A 21,281-nucleotide genomic window follows, 5' to 3' on the forward strand; every position below is an offset into this window, starting at 1 on the left:
AAAATGCAAAAGTTTTTAAATTGCTAATCGAAAAACAGAGAAAAATTTGATAGAATTAAAAATATAAAAAGAGTTAAAAATTTTTTAAGGAGAAAAACTATGCGTACAGTTGCCTGTTTTGGCGATTCTTTAATTTTTGGTTTTCCGTATGGCCCTAAAGAATCATGGATTGCGGAAGTTGAGGCAGAAACCGGGGTAACCATGCTTAATTACGGCGTGTGCGGCGATTGCTGTGATGATATTGTGTACCGCCTGAAAAATATGTATCTGCCTGAGCAGGTTGAAGCTGTTTTATTTTGGGGCGGAGCAAACGATATTTTAAACGGACGCCCGCAGGGCTTTGTTATTGATGATTTGAAACGTGCGGCGGAATTTTGCGCGGCAAAAAAATGGCCGCTGGCTTTTGTGCTGCCGCTGTTTTCGGCTGATGACGATTTTAACGCAAGGGCAGAGCTTTTGCGGCGCCGTATGCAGCTTGAGTTCGGCGGGAAAGTATTTTTGCTTGATTTGCAGGAGGCTGTTGGCGAAACTGACAGAGAATTGCAGGCTGCGTATTTTGACGGCATTCACCCTACAATAGCAACCTATAAAAAACTTGGCATGTGCGCTTCGCAGCTTTTGGCAGGCTGGCTGAAAGGCGAATGATTTGCTTTAAAGAGGCGGCATGGGGTATAATAATAGATAATAATAAAATGGCTTTAACAGGCCTTAAAATATGATACAGGAGATTTTATAATGTTTATTGACAGAGCGAGAATTTATGTGGAAGCAGGCGCCGGCGGTGACGGTATGAGCAGCTTCCGCAGAGAAAAATTTGTAGAAAAGGGCGGCCCTAACGGCGGCAACGGCGGACGCGGCGGCAGCGTTATTCTGCGTGCCGATAAAAATCTTAATACGCTGATTGACTTCCGCTATAAACGCAAATTTGTTGCAAAACGCGGCGGACAGGGCGGCAACAGCAACTGCACCGGGCACAGGGCTGATGATGTTATTGTAAAGGTGCCTATGGGCACGCTGGTGCGTGACGACGCAACCGGTGTACGGCTGGCTGACCTTATTGAGGACGGGCAGGAATACGTTGTTGCCAAAGGCGGGCGCGGCGGTAAAGGCAATGCCTGCTATGCAACGTCTACCAACCGTGCGCCTACTTTTGCCGAAAAAGGCGAACCCGGTGAAAACCGCTGGGTTAAGCTGGAGCTTAAACTTCTGGCGGATGTAGGGCTTGTAGGCTATCCCAGCGTAGGCAAATCAAGCATTATTGCGCAGGTATCGGCAGCAAGGCCGGAAATTGCGGCTTACCATTTTACCACGCTGACTCCGGTGCTTGGCGTAGTGCGTATCGACGCCGAACGCAGCTTTGTGCTGGCAGATATTCCGGGCCTTATTGAAGGCGCGCATCAGGGCGTTGGCCTTGGGTATGACTTTTTGCGCCATGTGGAACGCACAAAGGTGCTTTTGCACGTGCTTGATGTTTCCGGTACGGACGGGCGCGACCCGATTGACGATTTTGAAAAAATTAATTTTGAACTGAAAGAATACAGCGACAAGCTGGCACGCCGCAAGCAGCTTGTTGTTGCCAATAAAATGGACTTGCCAGAGGGCAGGGAGAATTTTGAACGCGTAAAAAAATATGTGGAAGAAAAAGGCTTTGAAATTATGCCGGTATCGGCAGCAACTGGCGACGGTTTGCAGGCATTGATGTTTAAGGCTTATGAAATGCTGCAGGATTTTGTTCCGGAAGAAGATGAGGAAGAAAACCTGCTTATTGAAGAAATTGACCCGGACAGCTTTGAAGTAGTGCCCGGCAACGATACTGATTTTGAGGTGCGCGGCAAAAATATTGAGCGCCTTGTTGCCATGACGAATTTTGACAATGATGAAGCGTTGTACCGTTTCCAGCTTATCTGGAAAAGCCTGAAAATTGATGATGCCCTGAAGGAAGCAGGCATTACCGAAGGACAGACTGTGCGTATACGCGACATGGTATTTGAATTTAAAGAATATTAAATGGGGTGAGGGGTATGGTTTTACAGCGGAGTGATTTAAAAAAAGCCAAAAGGGTTGTTGTTAAGGTAGGTTCAAGCACAATTACCCATCAAAACGGCAAACGTGATTTTGGGCGTATTGACAGGCTGGCGCGTGAGATGTCTGATTTGCAGAATCAGGGGCGCGAGATGATTCTGGTAACGTCCGGTGCGGTTGCAGTTGGGGTGGACAGGCTGGGGCTGCCCGAAAAGCCGCGTACCATACCCGGAAAGCAGGCTGCTGCTGCAATAGGGCAGGGCATTTTAATGCACACTTACGAAAAGTTCTTTGCCGAATACGGGCAGATTGTGGCGCAGGTACTTTTAACGCGTATGGAGGCCATCGACCGCCACCGTTACACCAACGCGCGCAACACTTTTATGGAACTTTTGAAAAACGGTGTTATTCCCATTGTTAACGAAAATGACGTAGTTGCGCTGGATGAACTGAAAATAGGCGATAACGATAATATGTCGGCGCTGGTTGCCGGAATTACCGACGCCGATCTGGTTATAATCTTATCTGATGTGGAAGGTCTTTATACGGCCAACCCGCAGACGCATCCGGAAGCAAAACTCATCAGCCAGATTGAAGAAATTACGCCTGAGGTAGAAGCGTTAGCCGGCGGTGCAGGCAGCTCCGTTGGCACGGGCGGCATGTTTACCAAGCTGCAGGCGGCAAAAAATGCCACAAGCTCCGGCATTAACATGGTTATTGCCAGCGGCAGCGAAAAAGATGTTATCGCGCGTATTTTAAACGGCGAGGAAATCGGCACGCTGTTTGCATCGAAAGAAAACCGTTTGCAGTTCCGCAAACGCTGGCTGGCGTTCGGCGCGCGCATTATGGGCAAAATTATTGTTGATGACGGCTGCGTAAAAGCAATTAAAAAAGCTGGCGGATGCAGCATTTTGCCGGCAGGCATAAGCGGCGTGGAAGGTGATTTTGAAGCAGGCAACACCGTAAGCGTTGTTACGCAGGACGGGTTTGAACTGGCAAGGGGTTTATGCCACTATTCTTCGGATGAATTGCAGAAGATAAAGGGCTGCAAAACATACCATATAGAAAAAATTCTTGGCCACAAGAATTTTGATGAAGTAATTCACCGCGACGATTTGGTAATTTTAAATTAGGAGGCTGACATGATGACTACATTTGAACTGGTAAGAGCTAAAGCAGAAGCGGCTCATAAAGCTGCGTGCGCACTGGGCGTAGTATCGGCAGCTGTAAAAAACAAGGCGCTGCTGGCTATGGCGGATGCGCTTCTGGCAAAAACGGATTTTATTATTGAAGCCAATGACAGGGATATGCAGGCTGCCAGAGAAAACGGCATGAAAGAATCCATGCAGGACAGGCTGCGCCTTACGCCCGAACGTATTGAAGGCATGGCGGAAGGCTTGCGCCAGGTAGCGGCATTGCCTGACCCTGTCGGCAATGTTATAGGCGGGCAAACGCTTGCCAACGGTCTTAAAATTACCAAAGTACGTGTGCCGCTCGGCGTTATCGGCATTATTTATGAAGCACGCCCCAATGTAACGGCAGACGCTATCGGCCTGTGCTTAAAATCCGGCAACGCGGTTGTGTTAAAAGGCGGCAGCGAAGCCATGCAGTCTAACATGGCGGTTGCAGGCGTGCTTACCGAAGCCGCTGAAGCAGCAGGCATACCGCAGGGGGCAATTCAGTTTATTGATACTGCCGACCGTGCTGCGGTAACGGCGTTAATTAAACTTAACGACTTTGTTGATGTAGTAATTCCGCGCGGCGGTGCAGGCTTAATTAAGGCTGTTGTACAAAACGCCACTGTGCCTGTTATTGAAACCGGCAGCGGTGTATGCCATACTTACGTGGATGCAGCGGCAGACTGCGCGATGGCGCGCAAAATTGCCTTTAATGCCAAAGTGCAGCGCCCTTCCGTATGCAACGCCATGGAAACGCTTTTGGTGCATAAAGATGTGGCAGGTGAGTTTTTGCCGCAGATGCTGGACGAATATTTTAAAGCGGGCGTAACTGTTTTTGGATGCCCGGCAACGCAGGAGTTTGATGAACGCGTACAGCCTGCAACGGAAGAAGACTGGGCAACGGAATACGGCGATTTGCGCCTTTCCGTTAAAATTGTGGAAAGTATTGACGAAGCGCTGGAACATATTGCCAAATACGGCACCAAACATTCCGAATGCATTGTAACGGAAGATTATAATGCGGCGCGTAAATTCCAGGACTGCGTAGATGCGGCGGCGGTATATGTTAACGCGTCAACACGTTTTACGGACGGCTTTGAGTTCGGCTTCGGTGCGGAAATCGGCATCAGCACGCAGAAGCTGCATGCGCGCGGGCCTATGGCTTTGCCGGAACTTACTTCGTATAAATTCCTTATTAACGGCAGCGGGCAAACCCGCGGTTAATAAGTGCGGAGGTTAAAATGGAAGAAATTGAACAGGAAGTGCTGGATTTATTACAGCGCAAAACTGATAATACGGATGAACTTACCGTACGCTTCCGCAATGCGGTAATGCTTGAGCGTGTTAAGAAAAAACTGCTTGGCATACCTGTGGCACGTTACGATAAAGAAAAACGCCGCGCATATCTTGAATATCCCGACGGTAGAAAAGTGTATGAAGATGAACAATGATAAAAAGTCGGAAATAATTGTTTTTGCCGGGCCCAACGGCAGCGGCAAAACAACTGTTACCATGCTTGCCAAAATAATTCAGCCGTATATTAATGCGGATGAAATAAAAAAGAATTTGCTGTGCGAAGATTTGGAAGCGGCCAAAATTTCCGAAGGCCTGCGTGAAAAAGCACTGGCGCAGAAACAGAGCTTTACGTTTGAAACAGTGCTTTCAACACGCCGCAACCTTGATTTGCTGCACCGCGCCAAAGAACAGGGCTATTTTATAAGGTGCATATATGTTTTAACGGTTGACCCGGCAATTAATGTGTACCGCGTGTTTTCGCGCGTGGCGTCGGGCGGGCATCCTGTGCCGAAAGATAAAATTATTTCTCGCTGGCATAAAGCGCTGGGGCTGGTGCCGGAACTTATCGGCGTGTGCGATATTGTGCATATGTATGATAACTCGGATGAGCCGTTCAGAATTTTTAAAAAGCGCAAAACGGAAACCTTTACCTGGCCGTGCGATTTATGGCCGCAGGAGGCCATAGAAAAACTTATAACTACCGGAACAACAAGTATAGAACGTAAATAATATAATACCGGAAGCCTTTATACGGTTTCCGGTATTTTTTTGCGCTAAGTTAAGTAAAAATAAAGCAGTATTAAAAAGAAAACAAACAAAATATCCTAAAGTAAAACCTTGGTAAAAAATGCCCTGTAGAGCTTGCAGATACGGAAAAAGATTTGTAAGATAAAAATAAAGTTAGCTATGGGAAACAGGTGCGGAAATGAAGGCGGATTTACATATACATTCTGTATTTTCGGACGGCAGCGACAGCAGGGAGAGTATTTTGCAAAAGGCTGCTGCCGTTGGAATTAAGGTTTTGGCATTTACTGAACATGACACAACAGAAGGCTGGCAGGAAAGCCTTGCGCTTGGCAGAAGGTACGGAATAACTGTGCTGCCGGGTGTGGAAATATCTGCATGCGATGCTGAAACAGGCAAAAAGGTGCATATTTTAGGCTACGGTTTTAAAAGTGCAGAAGCCATAAACGCTTTATGCAGGCCCGTTGCCGAAGCGCGGCACGAAAATTCACTTCAAAAAATAAAAGTGCTGCAAAAACTTGGGTATAAAATAACGGAAGCAGACGTTTTGCCCTATGCTCATAAATATATTTTTAAAAAGCACATAGTCCGCTATTTATTTGAAAGCGGGCAGGAAGATAAAATATTCGGGCATGTTTATCATAAAATTTTTCACGGCGGCGGGCCGGGGGATTTTGGCATAAAATATGTAAATGCCGCAGGCGCTGTAAAAGTAATAACGGAAAGCGGCGGCAAAGCGGTGCTGGCGCATCCGGGGCAGCAAAACAATTTTGAAATACTGCCGGAATTAAAAAGGGCAGGCTTATGGGGTATAGAACTTAAGCATCCGGTGCATAATGCTTACTGGCAGAAAATTGTATTGCAGGCAGCGGCAGATTACGGCTTATTTTGTACCGGCGGCAGCGACTGCCACGGAATTTATTCCGAAAAATACCACGCTGTTGGTTCCAATTTATGCCCTGCGGCAGCGGCCGAAGAATTGCTGAAACAGAATAAAAACTTTTGAAAATATTATGCTTGTAAGCAGGCATAATATTTTTTTGCTTTGCGGCAGTTTTTAAAACGGCAGGGAATAATATTTTTTTGTAGAATTATATAAAAGAATTCTTAATATGGATTCGAAGGAGGCGTGACGATGAAAATTACTTTTTTGGGTGCCACAAGGATGGTTACCGGTTCATGCTATCTTATAGAAACAGGCGGCAAAAAAATGCTGGTTGACTGCGGTATGTTTCAGGGTTCTAAACTTGTAAACGCTTTTAATGAGCGTGATTTTGTTTTTAACCCCGGTGAAATTGACGCCATGGTTTTAACGCATGCGCATATTGACCACAGCGGCCTGATACCGAAACTGGTTGCGCAGGGCTATAAAGGGCCGGTGTACTGCACAAAAACCACGCTGGAATTATGCGGCATTTTACTGCCGGACAGTGCGCATATTCACGAATCGGATGCGGAATTTGCCAACCGTAAGGGAATGCGTGCAGGGCGCAAATTCGTTAAGCCGCTTTATACGGTTGATGAAGCCTATGCTGCGCTTAAAAATTTTGTAGTGCGCGGTTTTGACGAAGAATTTGACGTTATTCCCGGCATTAAGGCCAAATTTAAAGTAGCCGGGCACATTGCCGGTTCTGCCATTGCAGAAATTTTTGCCGAGGAAGACGGCAAAAAAACAAAAATTATTTTTACCGGCGATGTAGGTCAGCCCGGTGCGCCGATTCTGGAAGACCCTGAACAACTTCAAGGTGCCGATTTTATCATAACGGAATCCACTTACGGCAACCGCGTGCATAAAGTTTACGATAAAGCTGCTGAACTGGCGGAAATTGTTAACGATACGGCAGAGCGCGGTGGCAATATCATTATTCCGGCGTTTGCCGTTGGGCGTACGCAGGTGCTTTTGTATTATTTCCAAAAGCTGGCGCACGAAGGAAAAATTTCCAGCGATATACCTATTTACATAGACAGCCCGATGGCTAATAAAGCCACGCAGATTGTGCTTGGCAACCCACAGGAGTTTGACGACGAGGCGCGCGCCATTTACGAAATGCAGGGCAGGCACCTGCTTTCGATGAAACAGCTGCATTTTACAGCCACGGCGCAGGAATCGCGCATGATTAATGAAATGCCCGGCACCAAAATTATTTTGTCTGCCAGCGGTATGTGCGACGCCGGACGCATTCTGCACCATTTAAAACATAACCTCTGGCGTGAGGACAGCAGCGTTATCATAGCCGGTTATCAGGCGGACGGCTGCCTTGGGCGCAAACTTATTGAAGGCGTGCGCCAGGTAAAAATTATGGGCGAGGATATCCGCGTTAATGCGCGCATTTACAATTTAAAGGGCTTTTCGGCTCATGCCGATAAGGAACAGCTTTTAAACTGGTACGGCAAAATGGCGCAGAAGCCGAAAGCGTTTTTTGTAACGCACGGCGAAGTGGATGCTTCCATGGAACTTGCCGGAGAATTGCAGCGCCGTATCGGCACGGCTGCTTATATACCGCAGTATGGCGACAGCGTAAACATCAGCGGCAGCGAATGGCAGGTAACGGAAGCTGCCGTTGCCAGCGATGTTCCGGAAGTTGCAGCGCTTAAAGATTATCTTAAAAATCTGGAGCGCACTTATTTGCAGCACCGTGCCAAAATTGAGCAGGTTGTTGCACGCGACAGCGGAAAAGTTAAAGATATACGCAAAAAACTTGAAAAAATTAAAAAATATGTTGACGATATGCTGTCATCGTTGTAAATTTATTAGTATATAATAATATGCTGCCCTTGGTACTGTTCCCAAAGGTAACACGCTTTGGGAACAGTATTTTTTGCGGCATAAAATATAAAGGAGGCACTTTATTTGGAAAAATCTGCTAAAAAAGAACAAATGGGAGGCATCCTGGGGCTGATTGAGCGTGTCGGCAATAAAATCCCGGATATTACCGTTTTGTTCATCGGCGCATTCGTAATTGTTTGCGTTGTGTCTGCAATTCTGTCGCAAATCAGTTTCGACTATGTGCACCCCGCAACAGGCAAACAAATTACGGTTAACAACATGTTAAGCGGTAAGGAACTGGTAACGTTAATGAGCAAAATGGTTACCAACTATGCTAACTTCCCGCCGCTGACAATGGTTATTGTGGCAACTCTCGGTATCGGTATTGCCGACGGTTCCGGCTACATTAACACCGGCTTGAAAAAACTTTTGTCTGTAACACCTAAATTTTTAATTACTCCGGTAGTAATTCTTGCCGGTATGGTCAGCCACCTTGGCCCGGATACCGGTTATGTTATCATTATCCCGATTGCGGCATATATGTTTTATGCAACGGGCAAGCATCCGCTTTCCGGCGTTGCGGCATCTTTTGCCGGTATTGCCGGTGCTTTTTCCGCCAACTATACCCCGTCTGCAATCGACCCTGTAATTCAAGGCTTTACGCAGAGCGCAGCGCAGATTATCGATCCGACTTATCAGGTTAACGTACTTTGCAATTATTTTTATGCGCTGGGTTCTACCTTCCTTGTAATTGCTTCCTGCTGGTGGGTTACCGAAAAAGTAGTTGACCCCTGGCTGTGGAGAACTTATCCGCTGCCGGATGACCTTGACCTTGGCAACGAAAACAATACCGATATTACTCCGCGCGAAAACCGTGCTTTTATGATTGCTACCGGCATTTTAATTTTAATGATTATCGGTTTGTTTGCAGCTCTTTATCCGGAAGATTCCCTGCTGCGTGCGCCTAACGGCGAAATTGCCAGCTTCCAGGCTCCTATTATGCAGTCCATTGTAGCAGTAATTTTTATTTTTGCAGCTGCTGTCGGCCTTGTATACGGCATTTTGTGCGGCAAATTCCGTTCTCCTAAAGATGTTACTGCCGCTATGGAAGAAATTACCAAAACCCTTGTGCAGATGGTTGTATTCTACTTCTTCGCAGCACAATTCCTGTATGCGTTTGGTGCATCCAATATCGGTGTACTGCTTGCGGTATCCGGCGCAGAATTTTTAAAATCGCTGGCTTTGCCGCCGCAGATTACAATTTTGGGCATTATAATTTTTGTAGGCCTGCTGAACCTTATCATCACTTCTGCATCTGCAAAATGGGCAATTTTGGCGCCTATTTTTGTGCCTATGCTGATGGCAGTAGGCATTGCGCCTGAACTTACACAGGCCGCCTACCGCGTAAGCGACAGTGCCGTAAACGTTGTAACGCCTATGTTCGCGTTTTATCCGCTGATTATACTCTACTGCCAGAAATACGTTAAAGAAGCAGGTATCGGTACGCTCAGCTCCATGATGCTGCCGTATACCATTACGCTGCTTGTAACTTTAACCTTCATGCTTTACTTCTTCTGGTGGTTCGATATTCCTCTGGGCTTCCAGGCAGATTATGTATATCCGCGGCGAATGTAATATTTAAGGAGGCATAATAAATTATGCAGGAAAAATTATTACAAAGATTTTTGCGTTATGTGGCAGTACCTAGCCAGAGCAACGCTGCCAATGCCAATGTACCTTCAAGCGAAGGCCAGCGCAAACTGGCAGAGCTGTTAAAACAGGACTTGGCTGAACTTGGCCTTGTTGACCTTGAAATCAGCGAATATTCCGTGCTTACCGGCAAACTGCCGGCTTATCTGCCGGAAGGCTGCACCAAAGAGGTACCTGCTGTTGGCTGGTGCGCGCATCTTGATACTATTGATATTAACATGTCGCCGGAAATTCATCCGCAGGTTGTTAAAAACTATCAGGGCGGCGATGTATGCCTGAACAAAGAAAAAGATATCTGGATTCGCACGGCAGAACACCCGGAACTTGAAAAATACGTGGGCGAGGATATTGTATTTACTGACGGCACCAGCGTGCTTGGCGCAGATAACAAAGCTGCCATTGCCAACATTATGGTTGCTTTGGAAACCATTGTTAACGAAAAACGCTGTCACGGCGATATTTACGTTGCTTTTGTTCCGGATGAAGAAATTGGCCTGCGTGGCTCTAAAAAAATGGATTTCAGCAAATTCCCTGTTAAATTTGCATATACCATTGATTGCTGCGAACTTGGCGAAGTTGTTTACCAAACCTTTAACGCCGGCACCGCCATTGTTAAAATTAAAGGCGTAAGCGCGCACCCGATGAGCGCCAAAGGCGTGCTTATTAACCCGACACTGCTTGCCGTTGACCTTGTTAATATGTTTGACCGCACGCAGACTCCGGAATGCACAGAAGGCACCGAAGGTTATATTTGGGTTAAGAGTATTGTAAGCAACGATACTTATGCCACCGTTACGCTCGACATCCGCGACCATAACAAAAAACGCTATGAAGAACGCAAAGCGGAAATTGCCGCCAATGCGGAAAAATTGCAGGCTATGTATCCGCGTGCCGAAGTTACCTGCACCATGAGCGATACTTACGGCAATATTAACGATGCCGTAACGGAAGATAATAAATACTGCATTGATTATCTGTACACCGCAATGGAAAAACTCGGCATTAAGCCGATAACTCTTGCAATGCGCGGCGGTACGGATGGTTCGTTTATTTCCACCAAAGGCATTTTAACGCCGAACTACTTTACGGCAGGGCATAACTTCCACTCCAACTGCGAATTTTTACCGCTGGGCGCTATGGAAAAATCCTGCAAACTGACGCTGGAACTTGTAGATTTGATTTACAATAAATAAATTGTAAAAGTGTTAGTGTTTAAAACTTAATATTGTTATAGAACAAGCAAAGGATTATGCTGTAAGGCGATATGTAAAAACTGCGGCGGCTAAATTTGTGGTAAAATCCTTCGAGAGTCCGGTGCTATGCCCGGACGGAATCGGAGGAGCCGCAGCATTTTTATAGAGCCGCGCAGTATAATCTTTGCATTGTGATTTGCGAAAAAGCCAAAGTATAATTTAAAATTTATATTTTGGCTTTTTTTGTTATGTCAGTATAATTTATAAAAATACGGTTTTATTTTTGTGTGCAGGCAGGAAATTAGAGAAAAATGCCGAAATATTTAATTAAACGATTGATTGAAAAGAGCGGTGATGATATGAAAAACGAAACAGGAAAAAGAGAAAAATTAATAATGTCTGCTATCGGTTTATTTGCAGAATACGGTTATGACAAGGTCAGCATCAGGCAGATTGCGGCAGATGCAGGTGCCAACAGTTCGATGATTTCGTATTATTTTGGCAGTAAGCAGGGGCTTTACGAAGCAATTCTGCGTGAATTGATAAATAATTTTGATGAATTTATAGGCGTTTTGCGTGATGAAAAATTAGACCCGCGTGAAGGGCTGAGGATTTATACACGTTCTATCAGCGATATTTTTCACAAGTATCCGCCTGCCTATGTTAAATTGATATACCGCGAGGTGATTAAGCCGTCGCAGGTATTTCAAGACGTGGTTTTAAACAAGTTCAAAAGCAATTCTGCCGTGCTGCTCAAAATGATTGAGCGCGGCAAAGAGCAGGGAATTTTTTTGAAAACACTGGATGAAAAAACAGTGCTTTTGATGCTTATTTCAATCATTAACCTTTATTTTTTAACCAAGCCGCTGCACAGCATGGTTATAGAACAGGACGAAAGTTTTACCGAAAGCTATCTGCGGCAGGTTTTAGATATTTTATTGCGCGGAATTGAGGTAAAAGGCCATGACAAAACGTAAAATTATTACCGCCGTTATTGCAGTAATACTCATTTTGGCAGCAGGTGCCTATAAATTGTATTTGCAGGGCGAAGAAGCCAAAATACTTACCGGAACTGTTGAGGCGACAAAAGCCGATGTAACTCCGCGGCTGGGCGGCTATTTGCGTGAACGTACCGTAAAAGAGGGCGACAGCGTAACTGCCGGGCAGATAATTGCCAGGCTTGATACGCGCGAATTGGAAGCCCAGCTTGCCGAAGATGAAGCAAGCTTAGCCAAAGCCCAGGCCCAGCTGACCGATTTAATTAAGGGCGCGCGCCCGCAGGAACTGCGCGAGGCGGCAGCTAAAACAGAATCGGCACTGGCAGATTACAACCAGGCTCATACCGACCGCCTGCGTTACGAAAAACTGTATCAGGACGGCGCCGTTGCCCGCCAGCTGCTTGACCAGGCAATAGCGGCAGACGTAGTTGCCGAAAACAGTTTAAAAGCGGCGCGTGAACAGGAAGCGCTTTTGATTGAAGGCAACCGTGAAGATGAAATTGAAGCGCAGCGCCGTGAAACGCAGCGTGCGGCAGCAGCACTTGAAAATACTAAAATAGCATTGGGCGATATGACTTTATACAGCCCGGTAAACGGCGTTGTACTGACAAAAAATTATGAAGTGGGCGAATACGTAAGCGCAGGTATGTCGGTGCTTACGGTTGTGGATTTAAGTGACTGCTGGGTAAGGGTTTACGTGCCTTCCGATGTGCTTGGCGTTATTAAAGTGGGGCAGGAGTGCAGTGTAAAAATTGACGCTTATCCGGACAGGGCTTTTACCGGTAAAATTAAGGAAATCAGCGACAGCGCCGAGTATACCCCGCGCAACAGCATAACAAAGCGTGAGCGCGCGAACCTTGTGTTTGCCGTTAAAGTGGCGCTGCCGAATGAGGAGGGCATCTTTAAGCCGGGCATGGTGGCGGATGTTTTAATAAAATGACAGTACGTGAACTGGCAATAGAAACTAAAGATTTAACTTGTAAATTCGGCGGTTTTACGGCGGTGGACAGGCTTAACATTAAGGTTTACAGCGGCGAAATTTACGGTTTTCTTGGTTCCAACGGCAGCGGCAAATCAACAAGCATTCGCATGCTGTGCGGTATTTTAAAACCGGCAGGCGGAACCGGCATTGTGCTGGGCTATGACGTAGTGAAAGAACCGGAAAAAGTTAAGGAAAATATCGGTTATATGTCGCAGAAGTTCAGCCTGTACCTTGATATGACGGTGTTTGAAAACCTTGATTTTTATGCCGGTATGTACGGGCTGAAAGGTGAAGAAAAATATGCCCGCATTGAAGAAATGATTGAGCAGATGAACCTTAAAGACAAACGCAATGAGTTTTCCGGCAATCTTTCCGGCGGTTTAAAGCAGCGTCTGGCGCTGGGGTGTGCAATACTGCACAAACCCAGGCTGCTGTTTCTGGATGAACCGACAAGTGCCGTTGACCCCATTTCGCGCCGCAGCTTTTGGCAGATAATTCACGCGCTGGCCATTGGCGGCACTACGATGGTAGTAACAACGCATTTTATGGAAGAAGCCGAACACTGCGACGAAATGGTGTTTTTGGATGCCGGGAAAATGGTTGCCGAAGGCAGCCCCAAAAAGCTGAAAGACAGCATTAAAGGCACGCTGGTAAGCATTGCCAGTGATGATTCCATTAAACTGCGCGAAGAAATTAAAAAGCGTATTCTGGTGGAAGATGCCTATATTTTCGGGCGCGAACTGCGTGTGCTGGTTGCCCCGCAGGATTTGCCGCTGCTTTCAGACTGGCAGTATAAAATTATTGAGCCGACAATGGAAGATGTATTTTCGTACTATCTTGATAAAAAGGGCGGTGGCAAAGTATGAACAGGCTGCTCGCTTTATTAAAAAAAGAATTTATCCAGATGCGGCGCGACCGTCTGACGCTGGTAATTTTGCTGATTATGCCGGTGGTGCAGCTTATAATATACGGCTTTGCCATTAATACGGATGTAAAGCATTTAAAAACGGCAGTATTCGACCAGTCGTTATCTGCCGAAAGCAGGGAGCTTTTAAACAGCTTTACCGCCAGCGAATATTTTGACCTTATTTACATAGAAGACAGTTTTGAAGACGTTAACCGCAGGGTTGATGCAGGGGATGCCAAAGTGGGCGTAATTATTCCGCCCGATTTGGAAGAAAACTTAAAGCATAACAGGCAGACACCGGTACAGGTTATTGTAGACGCTACCGATTCCCAGTCAGCTGCTTCGGCCATAGCGGCGGCGCAGTCTATCGGCAATGTAAAATCGCAGGAGGCTTTGCAGGAAAAATACGGCCTGCACAGCAGCCAGACTTCGCTGTATGATGTGCGTGTACGCGCCTGGTACAATCAGGATTTTGTAACGGCGTTTTATATGGTGCCGGGCATTATCGGCGTTGTGCTGACAATGACCATGGTGCTGATAACCTCCATGGCGATTGTGCGCGAAAAGGAAAACGGCACGATGGAGCAGCTTATTGTAAGCCCGCTGCGCCCGTGGGAATTGATACTCGGCAAAATAATTCCTTATATTTTTGTCGGCTATGCGCAGATTACGATTGCGCTGTTTGCGGGCATTATAGTTTTTAACGTACCGGTGCGCGGCAGCATTACCTTGCTGTATGTTCTGTCGTCGCTGTTTATTACGGCGTCGCTGTCGCTGGGGGTTTTAATCTCTAGCTGCTCCAAAACGCAGATGCAGGCCATACAGATGGGCGTGTTTGTGCTGCTGCCGAGCATTATGCTGTCGGGATTTATTTTCCCGCGTGAATCAATGCCTGACTTTTTCTATTACCTGGGAAATTTATTGCCGCTTACATATTATTTGCAAATTTTGCGCGGCATTTTATTAAAAGGCAACGGGCTTGAGATTATGTGGCCGCAGGTAATGGCGCTGGTAATTTTTATTTTGCTGACGCTTGGTGCAAGCATTAAAAAATTTGTAAAAACATTGAACTGAAAATGTTATAAAAACCCTCCGGTATGTTATAATTTAGTTGTGTAAATAACAATATTACCGGAGGGTTTATGAATATAGGCGCAAGATTGGAAGCCATAGCGGCGCTGGTGCAGCAAAACTGCGTTGTGGCAGATATTGGCACGGACCACGCGTATTTGCCGGTGTGGCTTATGCAGAAAGGCTTAATTAAAGCTGCTATAGCGGCAGATATTGCCGAAGGGCCGTGCAGGGCGGCACAAACCAATATCGGCATGTATGGATTAAAAGACAAAATAGAAGTGCGCCGCGGCAGCGGTCTTACCGTTTTAAAGCCGGGCGAGGCCGACGGTGCGGTTATTGCCGGAATGGGCGGCAGCACTATTGTGCAGATTCTGGAAGAAAGCCCGGATGTAGCCAAAACGCTGAAATTTTTAATAGTGCAGCCAATGGCAGGCGCGCCGGGGCTGCGCAGGTGGGCGTGCGAAAACGGCTGGCGCATTGCAGACGAAGCGCTGGCGGAGGAACCGCAGCATTTATACGAAATTATTATGCTGGTGCCCGGCAGCGAGCCTCCGCACAGCAGCATAGAATATGAAATTGGGCCGCGCCTTATTGAAAAGCGGCCGCCGCTTTTTGGCAGGCATATTGAAAAACTTTACGCTGCTTACGCAAGAATGCTTAAAAGCATGGCGCAGAGCAGCAAAGCGCAGCAGAGCGGTAAATATAAAACAATGCAGGAGCTTCTTGCCGGATTGGAGGAATATAAGCATGAGTGCGACTGTGAATGATATAGTAAAAATTATGGACAGCATTGCCCCGCGCAATCTTGCCGAGGAGTGGGATAACGCCGGTTTTTTAATCGGGCGCGGCAATAGTTCCATAAAAAAAATAATGGTAGCGCTTGACGTATCGCCGGAAGTTGTGCAGCAGGCTGTTGGGCAAAAAGCAGATATGCTGATAACGCATCATCCTCCGATTTTCAAACCGCTTAAAAACATCTGCGACAGCAGCTGGCAAAGCGATTTGCTGTTAAAGTGCATAGAAAACGGCATTGCCGTATACAGTGCGCATACAAGCCTTGACAGCGTGCTTGGCGGCGTTAACGATGTGCTTGCGGAAAAGCTCGGCCTGGAGAAAACCGTTTCGCTGGTGAAAAATGACGCTAACTGCGGTGCCTTGGGGCGCGTAGGTTATTTGCCGCAAAAAATGGAATTTGAAAAATTTGCGCAGGTTGTAAAAGAGGCGCTGGGGCTCTCTTTTGTTACCGGCATAAGTGCAGGAAAAACTGTTTACAAGGTTGCTTTATGCGGCGGCGCCGGCATTGATTTTATTGCCGAAGCGCTTGAGCAGGGCGCGGATACTTATGTGACCGGCGATATTAAATACCATGAAGCCCAGAATGCCGTATTCAGCGGGCTGAACCTTATTGACGCCACGCATCAGGGTACGGAGCTGCCGGTTGTGGCGGTGCTGGCAGACAAACTTTCGCTGAGGCTGGCGGCGGCAGGTTTTGCGGCGCAGGTTTTAACGGCGCGCGAAACTTTGCTTTTTAAACAATATTAATGAATTGAGGTACAATAAATGATTAGTGATTTTAAAGCCGGGTCAAAAATTTGCCAGTCGGTACTCCTGCGTGTTCAGCGCGTGGGCACATCTTCCAACGGCGCGCCTTTTGCACGCGGGCTTGCGGAAGATAACAGCGGCAAAATACCGTTTATTACTTTTGAAGCCGGCATTGTTGAAAAAATGCGCGAGATGGACGGCCCTTCGCCGGTAATGGTAAGCGGCAGCGTGGATATTAACAAATTTTCCGGTGAAATGGCTTTGCAGCTGGTTATAAAAAAATTAAGCGATATCGTTCCGGAGGATGATATCAGCAACCTGCTGCCGGAAGGCGATTTTGACCACGAAGCCTATAAAGATAAATTTGACCGCCTGATAAAAAGCGTTTTAACACCAGGGCTGCGCCTTGTTTTGGATAATGTTTTTGAAGGCGCGGTTTACGAACAGTTTTTGCGCAATCCGGCGGGAATGAGGCTGCACCACGCTTATATCGGCGGGCTGCTGCAGCATTCTGTTGATGTGGCGGTGCTGGCAACTGCTATGGCGGAATCCATCGGTGGCGTGGATAAAGATTTAATCGTTGCCGGGGCGCTTTTGCACGATGTCGGCAAGCTGCGTGAAATTTCTGCCTCCATGGGCTTTCCGTATACAACGGAAGGCAGGCTTTTGGGGCATATCAGCATGAGCGCGGCAATAGTACAGGAAGCGGCTGCCAAAGCGCGGGTTACCGGCCCAAAATTGCAGCAGCTGCTGCATATTATATTGTCGCACCACGGCGAACCGGAAAAAGGCTCGCCTGTTGCCTGCGCAACCAAAGAGGCCTTTATAGTGCATTATGCGGATGAACTGGACGCAGTTATGAACCAGTTTAAAAAGACGGATAATAAAAATCCGTGGGAATACAATAAAATGCTGCAGCGTTTTTTAATGAGTAATGTGTAAGCAAATAAGGTGATATTATGCTTTACCTGTTTTTGATTATAATTGTTTTGGGATTGCTGGCAGCTATGCTGACAGCGTTTGTTAAACTTATAAGGGATTTGGGAGAGCTTGCTGCTTTGATGCGCGCTTCGGGCAGCGGCACGGAAAATAATGCCGGGCAGGAAAACAGCCCCGCAAATAACGGCAGCGGAGTTGTGAATGGCCACCCGTACACTCAGGACGATATTATTTACAAGAACGGGCATTATTACGAAAACGAAAACAGCGAAGACTGGGAAGAATTTGAGTACGAAATAAGCGAAGACGAAAGATTTAAATAATATTTAAAAATTTATAAAACAGGTTTTTCCGGCGTTGATGTACGCAAGTGGAAAACCTGTTTTTATTTTTAATATGCACTGTTAATGATGTTACACAATAACAAAAAACATGAAATTAAAATGAAAAAGTTGCAAAGTTATCTTAAAGTTGCTATAATAACGGCGCTGAAGTTAATTTTATATAAATTAAAAATCTTAATGGTTATTATATAAAATTACAGCAAAATATTTTATTCATTGGAGGAATCAAGGTGAGAAAGTTTTTAATGTTGTTAATGATGCTTGGTTTAATTTGTTTGAACGCAGCTGCTTTGGCAGGTGCGCCTGCTGCGGAAAATAACGCGGCAAATGCTGTGCAGTGTCCGTTCAGCGAACGGCTGAATAAAGTTGCTGCTGAAGAAAACGGCGCAAAGGCGGCGGTGCTGTATGTTAATAATGCCAACACAACTTATGACGCGGATATAGACAGGGTAGTTCTGGAAAACGTGCAGGCAGCACTAAAAACTTCTGCCTGTGAGTATATAGACGGAACTGAGTTTTTAGGGCAGCTTAACGAAAACGGCATTGCCGATATTACTCAGGCCGAAAGAGCTGATATTGCAGACGTGTTTAAAGGCAGCGGTGTTGACTACGTTGTGCTGGTGCAGGTAGAACCTTTCGTCCGCAAGGAAAAAGTAACCGTGTTTACGCTTGGCAAAGAGATGACGGCAGTTGTGCCTTTTAAAATTTTTGATGTAAAGAGCGGCAAATACATTTATAACGGCAAATTTACGGAGCTTGCCAAAGACAGTTCCGTTATCGGCGACGTCGGCAACAAATCTGTCGCGTTAAAAGCGCTGGAAACGGTTAATGCCAAAATCAGCGGAGTAATTACTTCGCGCATGGCGCAGGTTAAAAATTAAATGCCTGCGGCCCACATTTTAACCCTTGACTAATTACAGGCTTTGTGCTAAAGTACTGACAGTATGAGTGTGAAAAGCAATCGCTGACGGCTTTGCCGTAAGAGGAAAGTCCGGGCATTATTACGTACAAACATTTACAACACGTAGGATGAAACCTGCGTGTTTTTGCTTTTATGTAAAGCGCATGCGAGTAAAGTCTGCAATTTAGTCAGCAAGATAATTTAATTCTTTTGCCGTGTAATAGGATAGTCCTTTGCCTAAATTTTAATAAGGGGGTAATTGCCTATGTTATTATCGGAAAGTAAAAAAAGATTTTTACGGAGATGTATTGCATTAAATCTTGCAGGGGGAACGCTTATTAAATATGACCGAACATTGTGTAGATTTTTTGAAACATGCACAAGTAGAAATATTCAACACGTTGAGGATATTACAGCTAATGATATAAGAGTACATCTTGCAAAACTTGCCAAGGAAGTTAATCCGAATACGCTAAAAGTATATTTTGATACAATCAAGTCATATTTTAATTATTTATACCGTGATAAGATAATAGCTGAAAATGTAATAGCAAGCATTGAAACGCCAAAAAGAGAAGAAAAAATAATACCAGCGTTTAATAGAATTGAAATAGATACTATTTTAAATTCTTTTGATAAAAATAGTTTTTTGGGATTTAGAAATTATACTATAGCTTGTACTTTGTTTGCTACTGGGTTGCGAAGGGCTGAATTATCTGCATTATACATAAACAGCATTAATTTTGATGTTAATATTATCAAAGTCATTGGGAAAGGCAAAAAATACCGTGATGTTCCTTTAAGTAATACTTTAAGAAAAGTAATATTAAAATATTTGCAGAAAAGGAAAGAGTATGTTGCCGAGCATAAGCTATTTAAGTCACCATACTTAATTATTAACAAGGATGGGGAAAAATTAGGTGTATCGGCAATAAGCGGTATAATAGCTAAAATAGGTAAAGACGAAAATATTACTGGTGTTAGGGTATCACCACATACTTTTCGGCATACATTTGCAAAGTTTTTTCTACTTAATGGTGGTGATTTATTTAGCTTGCAAAAAATACTCGGTCATAGTGATATTGAAATGACAAAACGATATGTTGAAATGAACGAAGTGGAATTAAAAATACAGAACGATAAATTTAATCCATTTGATAATACAAGTTGGCGTTATTATTAATTCAAGGGTGTTGTTTATGAAAGAGGATATAAAAATACATTTAGTATACCGTAACGCAGAAACAGATAAACTTGGTTATTATGGCGTTTATACAGATGAAAATGAGCCGTTAAGTCTTAAAGAATTTTTAGAGTTAATTAAGTTAAACTGTTTAAAAGGGACTCCAATAACTATACTTGAATTTAAAATAGAATAATAGAAAAGGGACTGCTTAAAATAGATTCATTTCTATCTTAGGTAGTCCCTTTATTTGTTTTCAGAATTATTCTTTTGATATTGCTTTACATACTGCGTCAGAGCATATTCAATTTCTTTGTTGGTAGAACGGCAATTTTCCTGTGCTATCTGTTTTATTTGCTCTAATAGTTCTTCTGGTATTCTCAAAGAAAATATTGGTAAAAGTGAAGGCACTATACTCTCCCCCGCTCATTGAATTTTATATTATATATACTATATTTCAATGAGAATTATGTATACGCTCATAGTGATAGCACTTTGAATTGACTTTGAAATATGTGAATATTATAATTATTCTAAAGGAGAGTGGTTATGTTGAAAAGAAAAGGAATTTTATTTGCAGCAGTTATTTTTGTAGTTTCTGTTTTTATATATGCAATAACTGTATATATGCCAAAAGTCAATGAGGAGCAAGATTATTTGAATGAAATTGCAACTGCGATTAAAAACGGAGAGTATATTAAAGCTATAGATTATCCTGAAAAAGTTTTAAGCACTGAAAATCAGAAAGAAAAAAATAATTTAGTGTTTTATGCAAAAGCTTTAGACGCGAAAGAAAAAGGTAATATTTCAGATTATAAATATTTTCTATATCGTATTCCTAAAGAATATAAAGGTAGATTGAACCATGAAATAAAAAAATCTCGTGAAGATGTAAAGAATATTATACAAGAAGAAAAAGATAAAGAAAGAAAAGCCCATGAAGATAAAATCAGGCAAGAGAAGCAATTAGAAGAACAACAAACAATAGCGGAAATCGAACGAATTTTAAATAACATGCCGTCAAAAACTGATGATGTAGAGAAAATAACGTGGTATCAACCTTGGGGCAGTAACGGATATCCTGCAAAAGACGCTATTTATTGGTACGTTGGGGAAAGAAATGGAGAGTATTGGTTAAGAGCTTTTATAGTGCATTTTGATGATGGTATTAATTGGGTATTTTGGGATAAAGTAATTTTTTCAACATCTAATACAAATTGGATATATAATATTGAAAATTGTTTTGCTGGGCAAAGCGGTGGTGGTAAAGATACACAAATTGTTCATGGTGGTAAATACGAAACTTTAGATGTTAGATTTTCTGATTTAGAACGAGGTTATAAATTACTTGCAACCGGTAAAAATCCAATAATACGGCTTCAAGGTAGAGATAGACATCACGATTATTATTTAACCAGTGCTGATATAAATCTTTTAAATACAGGTATATATTTAAACGAACAATTAAAGAAATTAAATTATAGAATTTCTAAATAAAGGA

The 21,281-nt window shown here is 44.4% G+C and carries 23 protein-coding genes; 22 read left to right on the forward strand and 1 reads right to left on the reverse strand.

From position 1 onward, the window contains the following. Positions 1–99: 99 nt before the first annotated feature. The 21 genes from M3079_RS08145 (at position 100) to M3079_RS08245 (ending at position 19,976) form a co-directional block, all read left to right on the forward strand. Entirely contained in the window at positions 100–645 is a 546-nt protein-coding gene (locus M3079_RS08145; protein WP_249078590.1) for a GDSL-type esterase/lipase family protein, read from the forward strand. A gap of 90 nt (positions 646–735) precedes the next feature. After that, on the forward strand, positions 736–2,007 hold the full coding sequence (gene obgE, locus M3079_RS08150; protein ID WP_249078593.1) for a GTPase ObgE: 1,272 nt from the start codon (positions 736–738) through the stop codon (positions 2,005–2,007). Between the two features lie 14 nt (positions 2,008–2,021). Next, on the forward strand, positions 2,022–3,155 hold the full coding sequence (proB, locus tag M3079_RS08155; RefSeq protein WP_249078594.1) for a glutamate 5-kinase: 1,134 nt from the start codon (positions 2,022–2,024) through the stop codon (positions 3,153–3,155). Positions 3,156–3,167: 12 nt separating this feature from the next. After that, positions 3,168–4,424, forward strand: a complete 1,257-nt coding sequence (locus tag M3079_RS08160; protein ID WP_349293373.1) for a glutamate-5-semialdehyde dehydrogenase — start codon at positions 3,168–3,170, stop codon at positions 4,422–4,424. A gap of 17 nt (positions 4,425–4,441) precedes the next feature. Next, positions 4,442–4,651 carry a hypothetical protein gene (locus tag M3079_RS08165; RefSeq protein WP_021715650.1) on the forward strand — a complete coding sequence of 70 codons (210 nt, stop codon included), beginning with the start codon at positions 4,442–4,444 and terminating at the stop codon, positions 4,649–4,651. Then, a complete protein-coding gene (locus tag M3079_RS08170; RefSeq protein ID WP_349293375.1) occupies positions 4,641–5,225 on the forward strand; it encodes a hypothetical protein in 585 nt (194 codons plus the stop codon). The genes M3079_RS08165 and M3079_RS08170 overlap by 11 nt, the downstream gene beginning before the upstream one ends. Positions 5,226–5,421: 196 nt before the next feature. After that, positions 5,422–6,246: a PHP domain-containing protein gene (locus M3079_RS08175; RefSeq protein ID WP_249078600.1), complete on the forward strand. Its 825-nt coding sequence runs from the start codon at positions 5,422–5,424 to the stop codon at positions 6,244–6,246. Between the two features lie 129 nt (positions 6,247–6,375). Next, positions 6,376–7,986 (forward strand): MBL fold metallo-hydrolase, encoded by a 1,611-nt coding sequence (locus M3079_RS08180; RefSeq protein ID WP_249078601.1) that lies wholly within the window; start codon positions 6,376–6,378, stop codon positions 7,984–7,986. A 132-nt stretch (positions 7,987–8,118) separates the two neighbouring features. Next, positions 8,119–9,642, forward strand: coding sequence for an AbgT family transporter (locus M3079_RS08185; RefSeq protein WP_044896717.1), 1,524 nt, complete (start codon positions 8,119–8,121; stop codon positions 9,640–9,642). Positions 9,643–9,665: 23 nt separating this feature from the next. Next, positions 9,666–10,910, forward strand: a complete 1,245-nt coding sequence (gene pepT / locus M3079_RS08190; RefSeq protein ID WP_249078604.1) for a peptidase T — start codon at positions 9,666–9,668, stop codon at positions 10,908–10,910. Between the two features lie 311 nt (positions 10,911–11,221). Beyond that, on the forward strand, positions 11,222–11,887 hold the full coding sequence (locus M3079_RS08195) for a TetR family transcriptional regulator (protein ID WP_249078605.1): 666 nt from the start codon (positions 11,222–11,224) through the stop codon (positions 11,885–11,887). Next, entirely contained in the window at positions 11,874–12,848 is a 975-nt protein-coding gene (locus tag M3079_RS08200) for an efflux RND transporter periplasmic adaptor subunit (protein ID WP_021715644.1), read from the forward strand. The genes M3079_RS08195 and M3079_RS08200 overlap by 14 nt, the downstream gene beginning before the upstream one ends. Continuing rightward, positions 12,845–13,756, forward strand: a complete 912-nt coding sequence (locus M3079_RS08205) for an ABC transporter ATP-binding protein (protein WP_249078607.1) — start codon at positions 12,845–12,847, stop codon at positions 13,754–13,756. The genes M3079_RS08200 and M3079_RS08205 overlap by 4 nt, the downstream gene beginning before the upstream one ends. After that, the gene (locus tag M3079_RS08210; RefSeq protein ID WP_249078609.1) at positions 13,753–14,871 is read left to right on the forward strand and encodes an ABC transporter permease; all 1,119 of its coding nucleotides are present in this window, start codon (positions 13,753–13,755) and stop codon (positions 14,869–14,871) included. The genes M3079_RS08205 and M3079_RS08210 overlap by 4 nt, the downstream gene beginning before the upstream one ends. 68 nt (positions 14,872–14,939) lie before the next feature. Then, positions 14,940–15,638 (forward strand): class I SAM-dependent methyltransferase, encoded by a 699-nt coding sequence (locus tag M3079_RS08215; protein ID WP_249078611.1) that lies wholly within the window; start codon positions 14,940–14,942, stop codon positions 15,636–15,638. Further along, the gene (locus tag M3079_RS08220; protein WP_249078612.1) at positions 15,619–16,413 is read left to right on the forward strand and encodes a Nif3-like dinuclear metal center hexameric protein; all 795 of its coding nucleotides are present in this window, start codon (positions 15,619–15,621) and stop codon (positions 16,411–16,413) included. The genes M3079_RS08215 and M3079_RS08220 overlap by 20 nt, the downstream gene beginning before the upstream one ends. A gap of 18 nt (positions 16,414–16,431) precedes the next feature. Then, positions 16,432–17,355 carry an HD domain-containing protein gene (locus M3079_RS08225; protein WP_249078616.1) on the forward strand — a complete coding sequence of 308 codons (924 nt, stop codon included), beginning with the start codon at positions 16,432–16,434 and terminating at the stop codon, positions 17,353–17,355. A 17-nt stretch (positions 17,356–17,372) separates the two neighbouring features. Continuing rightward, positions 17,373–17,675 carry a hypothetical protein gene (locus tag M3079_RS08230; RefSeq protein ID WP_249078618.1) on the forward strand — a complete coding sequence of 101 codons (303 nt, stop codon included), beginning with the start codon at positions 17,373–17,375 and terminating at the stop codon, positions 17,673–17,675. A 251-nt stretch (positions 17,676–17,926) separates the two neighbouring features. Further along, a complete protein-coding gene (locus M3079_RS08235; RefSeq protein WP_249078620.1) occupies positions 17,927–18,577 on the forward strand; it encodes a hypothetical protein in 651 nt (216 codons plus the stop codon). 285 nt (positions 18,578–18,862) lie between these two features. Then, a complete protein-coding gene (locus M3079_RS08240; protein WP_249078622.1) occupies positions 18,863–19,780 on the forward strand; it encodes a tyrosine-type recombinase/integrase in 918 nt (305 codons plus the stop codon). 16 nt (positions 19,781–19,796) lie between these two features. Next, positions 19,797–19,976, forward strand: coding sequence for a hypothetical protein (locus M3079_RS08245; protein ID WP_249078624.1), 180 nt, complete (start codon positions 19,797–19,799; stop codon positions 19,974–19,976). A 50-nt stretch (positions 19,977–20,026) separates the two neighbouring features. Here M3079_RS08245 and M3079_RS09475 read toward each other — a convergent pair whose 3' ends face one another. Next, positions 20,027–20,191, reverse strand: a complete 165-nt coding sequence (locus tag M3079_RS09475) for an Arc family DNA-binding protein (RefSeq protein WP_349293364.1) — start codon at positions 20,189–20,191, stop codon at positions 20,027–20,029. Positions 20,192–20,329: 138 nt separating this feature from the next. Between M3079_RS09475 and M3079_RS08250 the strand changes: the two genes are divergently transcribed. Continuing rightward, complete coding sequence (locus tag M3079_RS08250; RefSeq protein WP_249078627.1) at positions 20,330–21,277, forward strand: hypothetical protein; 948 nt, start codon at positions 20,330–20,332, stop codon at positions 21,275–21,277. The last annotated feature ends 4 nt before the right edge of the window (positions 21,278–21,281 follow it).

Origin of the sequence: Phascolarctobacterium sp. ET69 (assembly GCF_023336935.1) — a bacterium.
GTDB classification, from domain to species: Bacteria; Bacillota; Negativicutes; order Acidaminococcales; family Acidaminococcaceae; genus Fusicatenibacter_A; species Fusicatenibacter_A intestinipullorum.

Excerpts from the sequence above, each read along its gene's own strand:
- M3079_RS08185 (WP_044896717.1), top strand. The coding sequence starts at position 8,119 with ATGGGAGGCATCCTGGGGCTGATTGAGCGTGTCGGCAATAAAATCCCG.
- pepT (WP_249078604.1), top strand. The coding sequence starts at position 9,666 with ATGCAGGAAAAATTATTACAAAGATTTTTGCGTTATGTGGCAGTACCT.
- obgE (WP_249078593.1), top strand. The coding sequence starts at position 736 with ATGTTTATTGACAGAGCGAGAATTTATGTGGAAGCAGGCGCCGGCGGT.
- proB (WP_249078594.1), top strand. The coding sequence starts at position 2,022 with ATGGTTTTACAGCGGAGTGATTTAAAAAAAGCCAAAAGGGTTGTTGTT.
- M3079_RS08175 (WP_249078600.1), top strand. The coding sequence starts at position 5,422 with ATGAAGGCGGATTTACATATACATTCTGTATTTTCGGACGGCAGCGAC.
- M3079_RS08210 (WP_249078609.1), top strand. The coding sequence starts at position 13,753 with ATGAACAGGCTGCTCGCTTTATTAAAAAAAGAATTTATCCAGATGCGG.
- M3079_RS08180 (WP_249078601.1), top strand. The coding sequence starts at position 6,376 with ATGAAAATTACTTTTTTGGGTGCCACAAGGATGGTTACCGGTTCATGC.
- M3079_RS08200 (WP_021715644.1), top strand. The coding sequence starts at position 11,874 with ATGACAAAACGTAAAATTATTACCGCCGTTATTGCAGTAATACTCATT.
- M3079_RS08160 (WP_349293373.1), top strand. The coding sequence starts at position 3,168 with ATGACTACATTTGAACTGGTAAGAGCTAAAGCAGAAGCGGCTCATAAA.
- M3079_RS08215 (WP_249078611.1), top strand. The coding sequence starts at position 14,940 with ATGAATATAGGCGCAAGATTGGAAGCCATAGCGGCGCTGGTGCAGCAA.
- M3079_RS08225 (WP_249078616.1), top strand. The coding sequence starts at position 16,432 with ATGATTAGTGATTTTAAAGCCGGGTCAAAAATTTGCCAGTCGGTACTC.
- M3079_RS08145 (WP_249078590.1), top strand. The coding sequence starts at position 100 with ATGCGTACAGTTGCCTGTTTTGGCGATTCTTTAATTTTTGGTTTTCCG.
- M3079_RS08230 (WP_249078618.1), top strand. The coding sequence starts at position 17,373 with ATGCTTTACCTGTTTTTGATTATAATTGTTTTGGGATTGCTGGCAGCT.
- M3079_RS08170 (WP_349293375.1), top strand. The coding sequence starts at position 4,641 with ATGAACAATGATAAAAAGTCGGAAATAATTGTTTTTGCCGGGCCCAAC.
- M3079_RS08205 (WP_249078607.1), top strand. The coding sequence starts at position 12,845 with ATGACAGTACGTGAACTGGCAATAGAAACTAAAGATTTAACTTGTAAA.
- M3079_RS08245 (WP_249078624.1), top strand. The coding sequence starts at position 19,797 with ATGAAAGAGGATATAAAAATACATTTAGTATACCGTAACGCAGAAACA.
- M3079_RS08220 (WP_249078612.1), top strand. The coding sequence starts at position 15,619 with ATGAGTGCGACTGTGAATGATATAGTAAAAATTATGGACAGCATTGCC.
- M3079_RS08165 (WP_021715650.1), top strand. The coding sequence starts at position 4,442 with ATGGAAGAAATTGAACAGGAAGTGCTGGATTTATTACAGCGCAAAACT.
- M3079_RS08240 (WP_249078622.1), top strand. The coding sequence starts at position 18,863 with ATGTTATTATCGGAAAGTAAAAAAAGATTTTTACGGAGATGTATTGCA.
- M3079_RS08195 (WP_249078605.1), top strand. The coding sequence starts at position 11,222 with ATGCCGAAATATTTAATTAAACGATTGATTGAAAAGAGCGGTGATGAT.
- M3079_RS08250 (WP_249078627.1), top strand. The coding sequence starts at position 20,330 with ATGTTGAAAAGAAAAGGAATTTTATTTGCAGCAGTTATTTTTGTAGTT.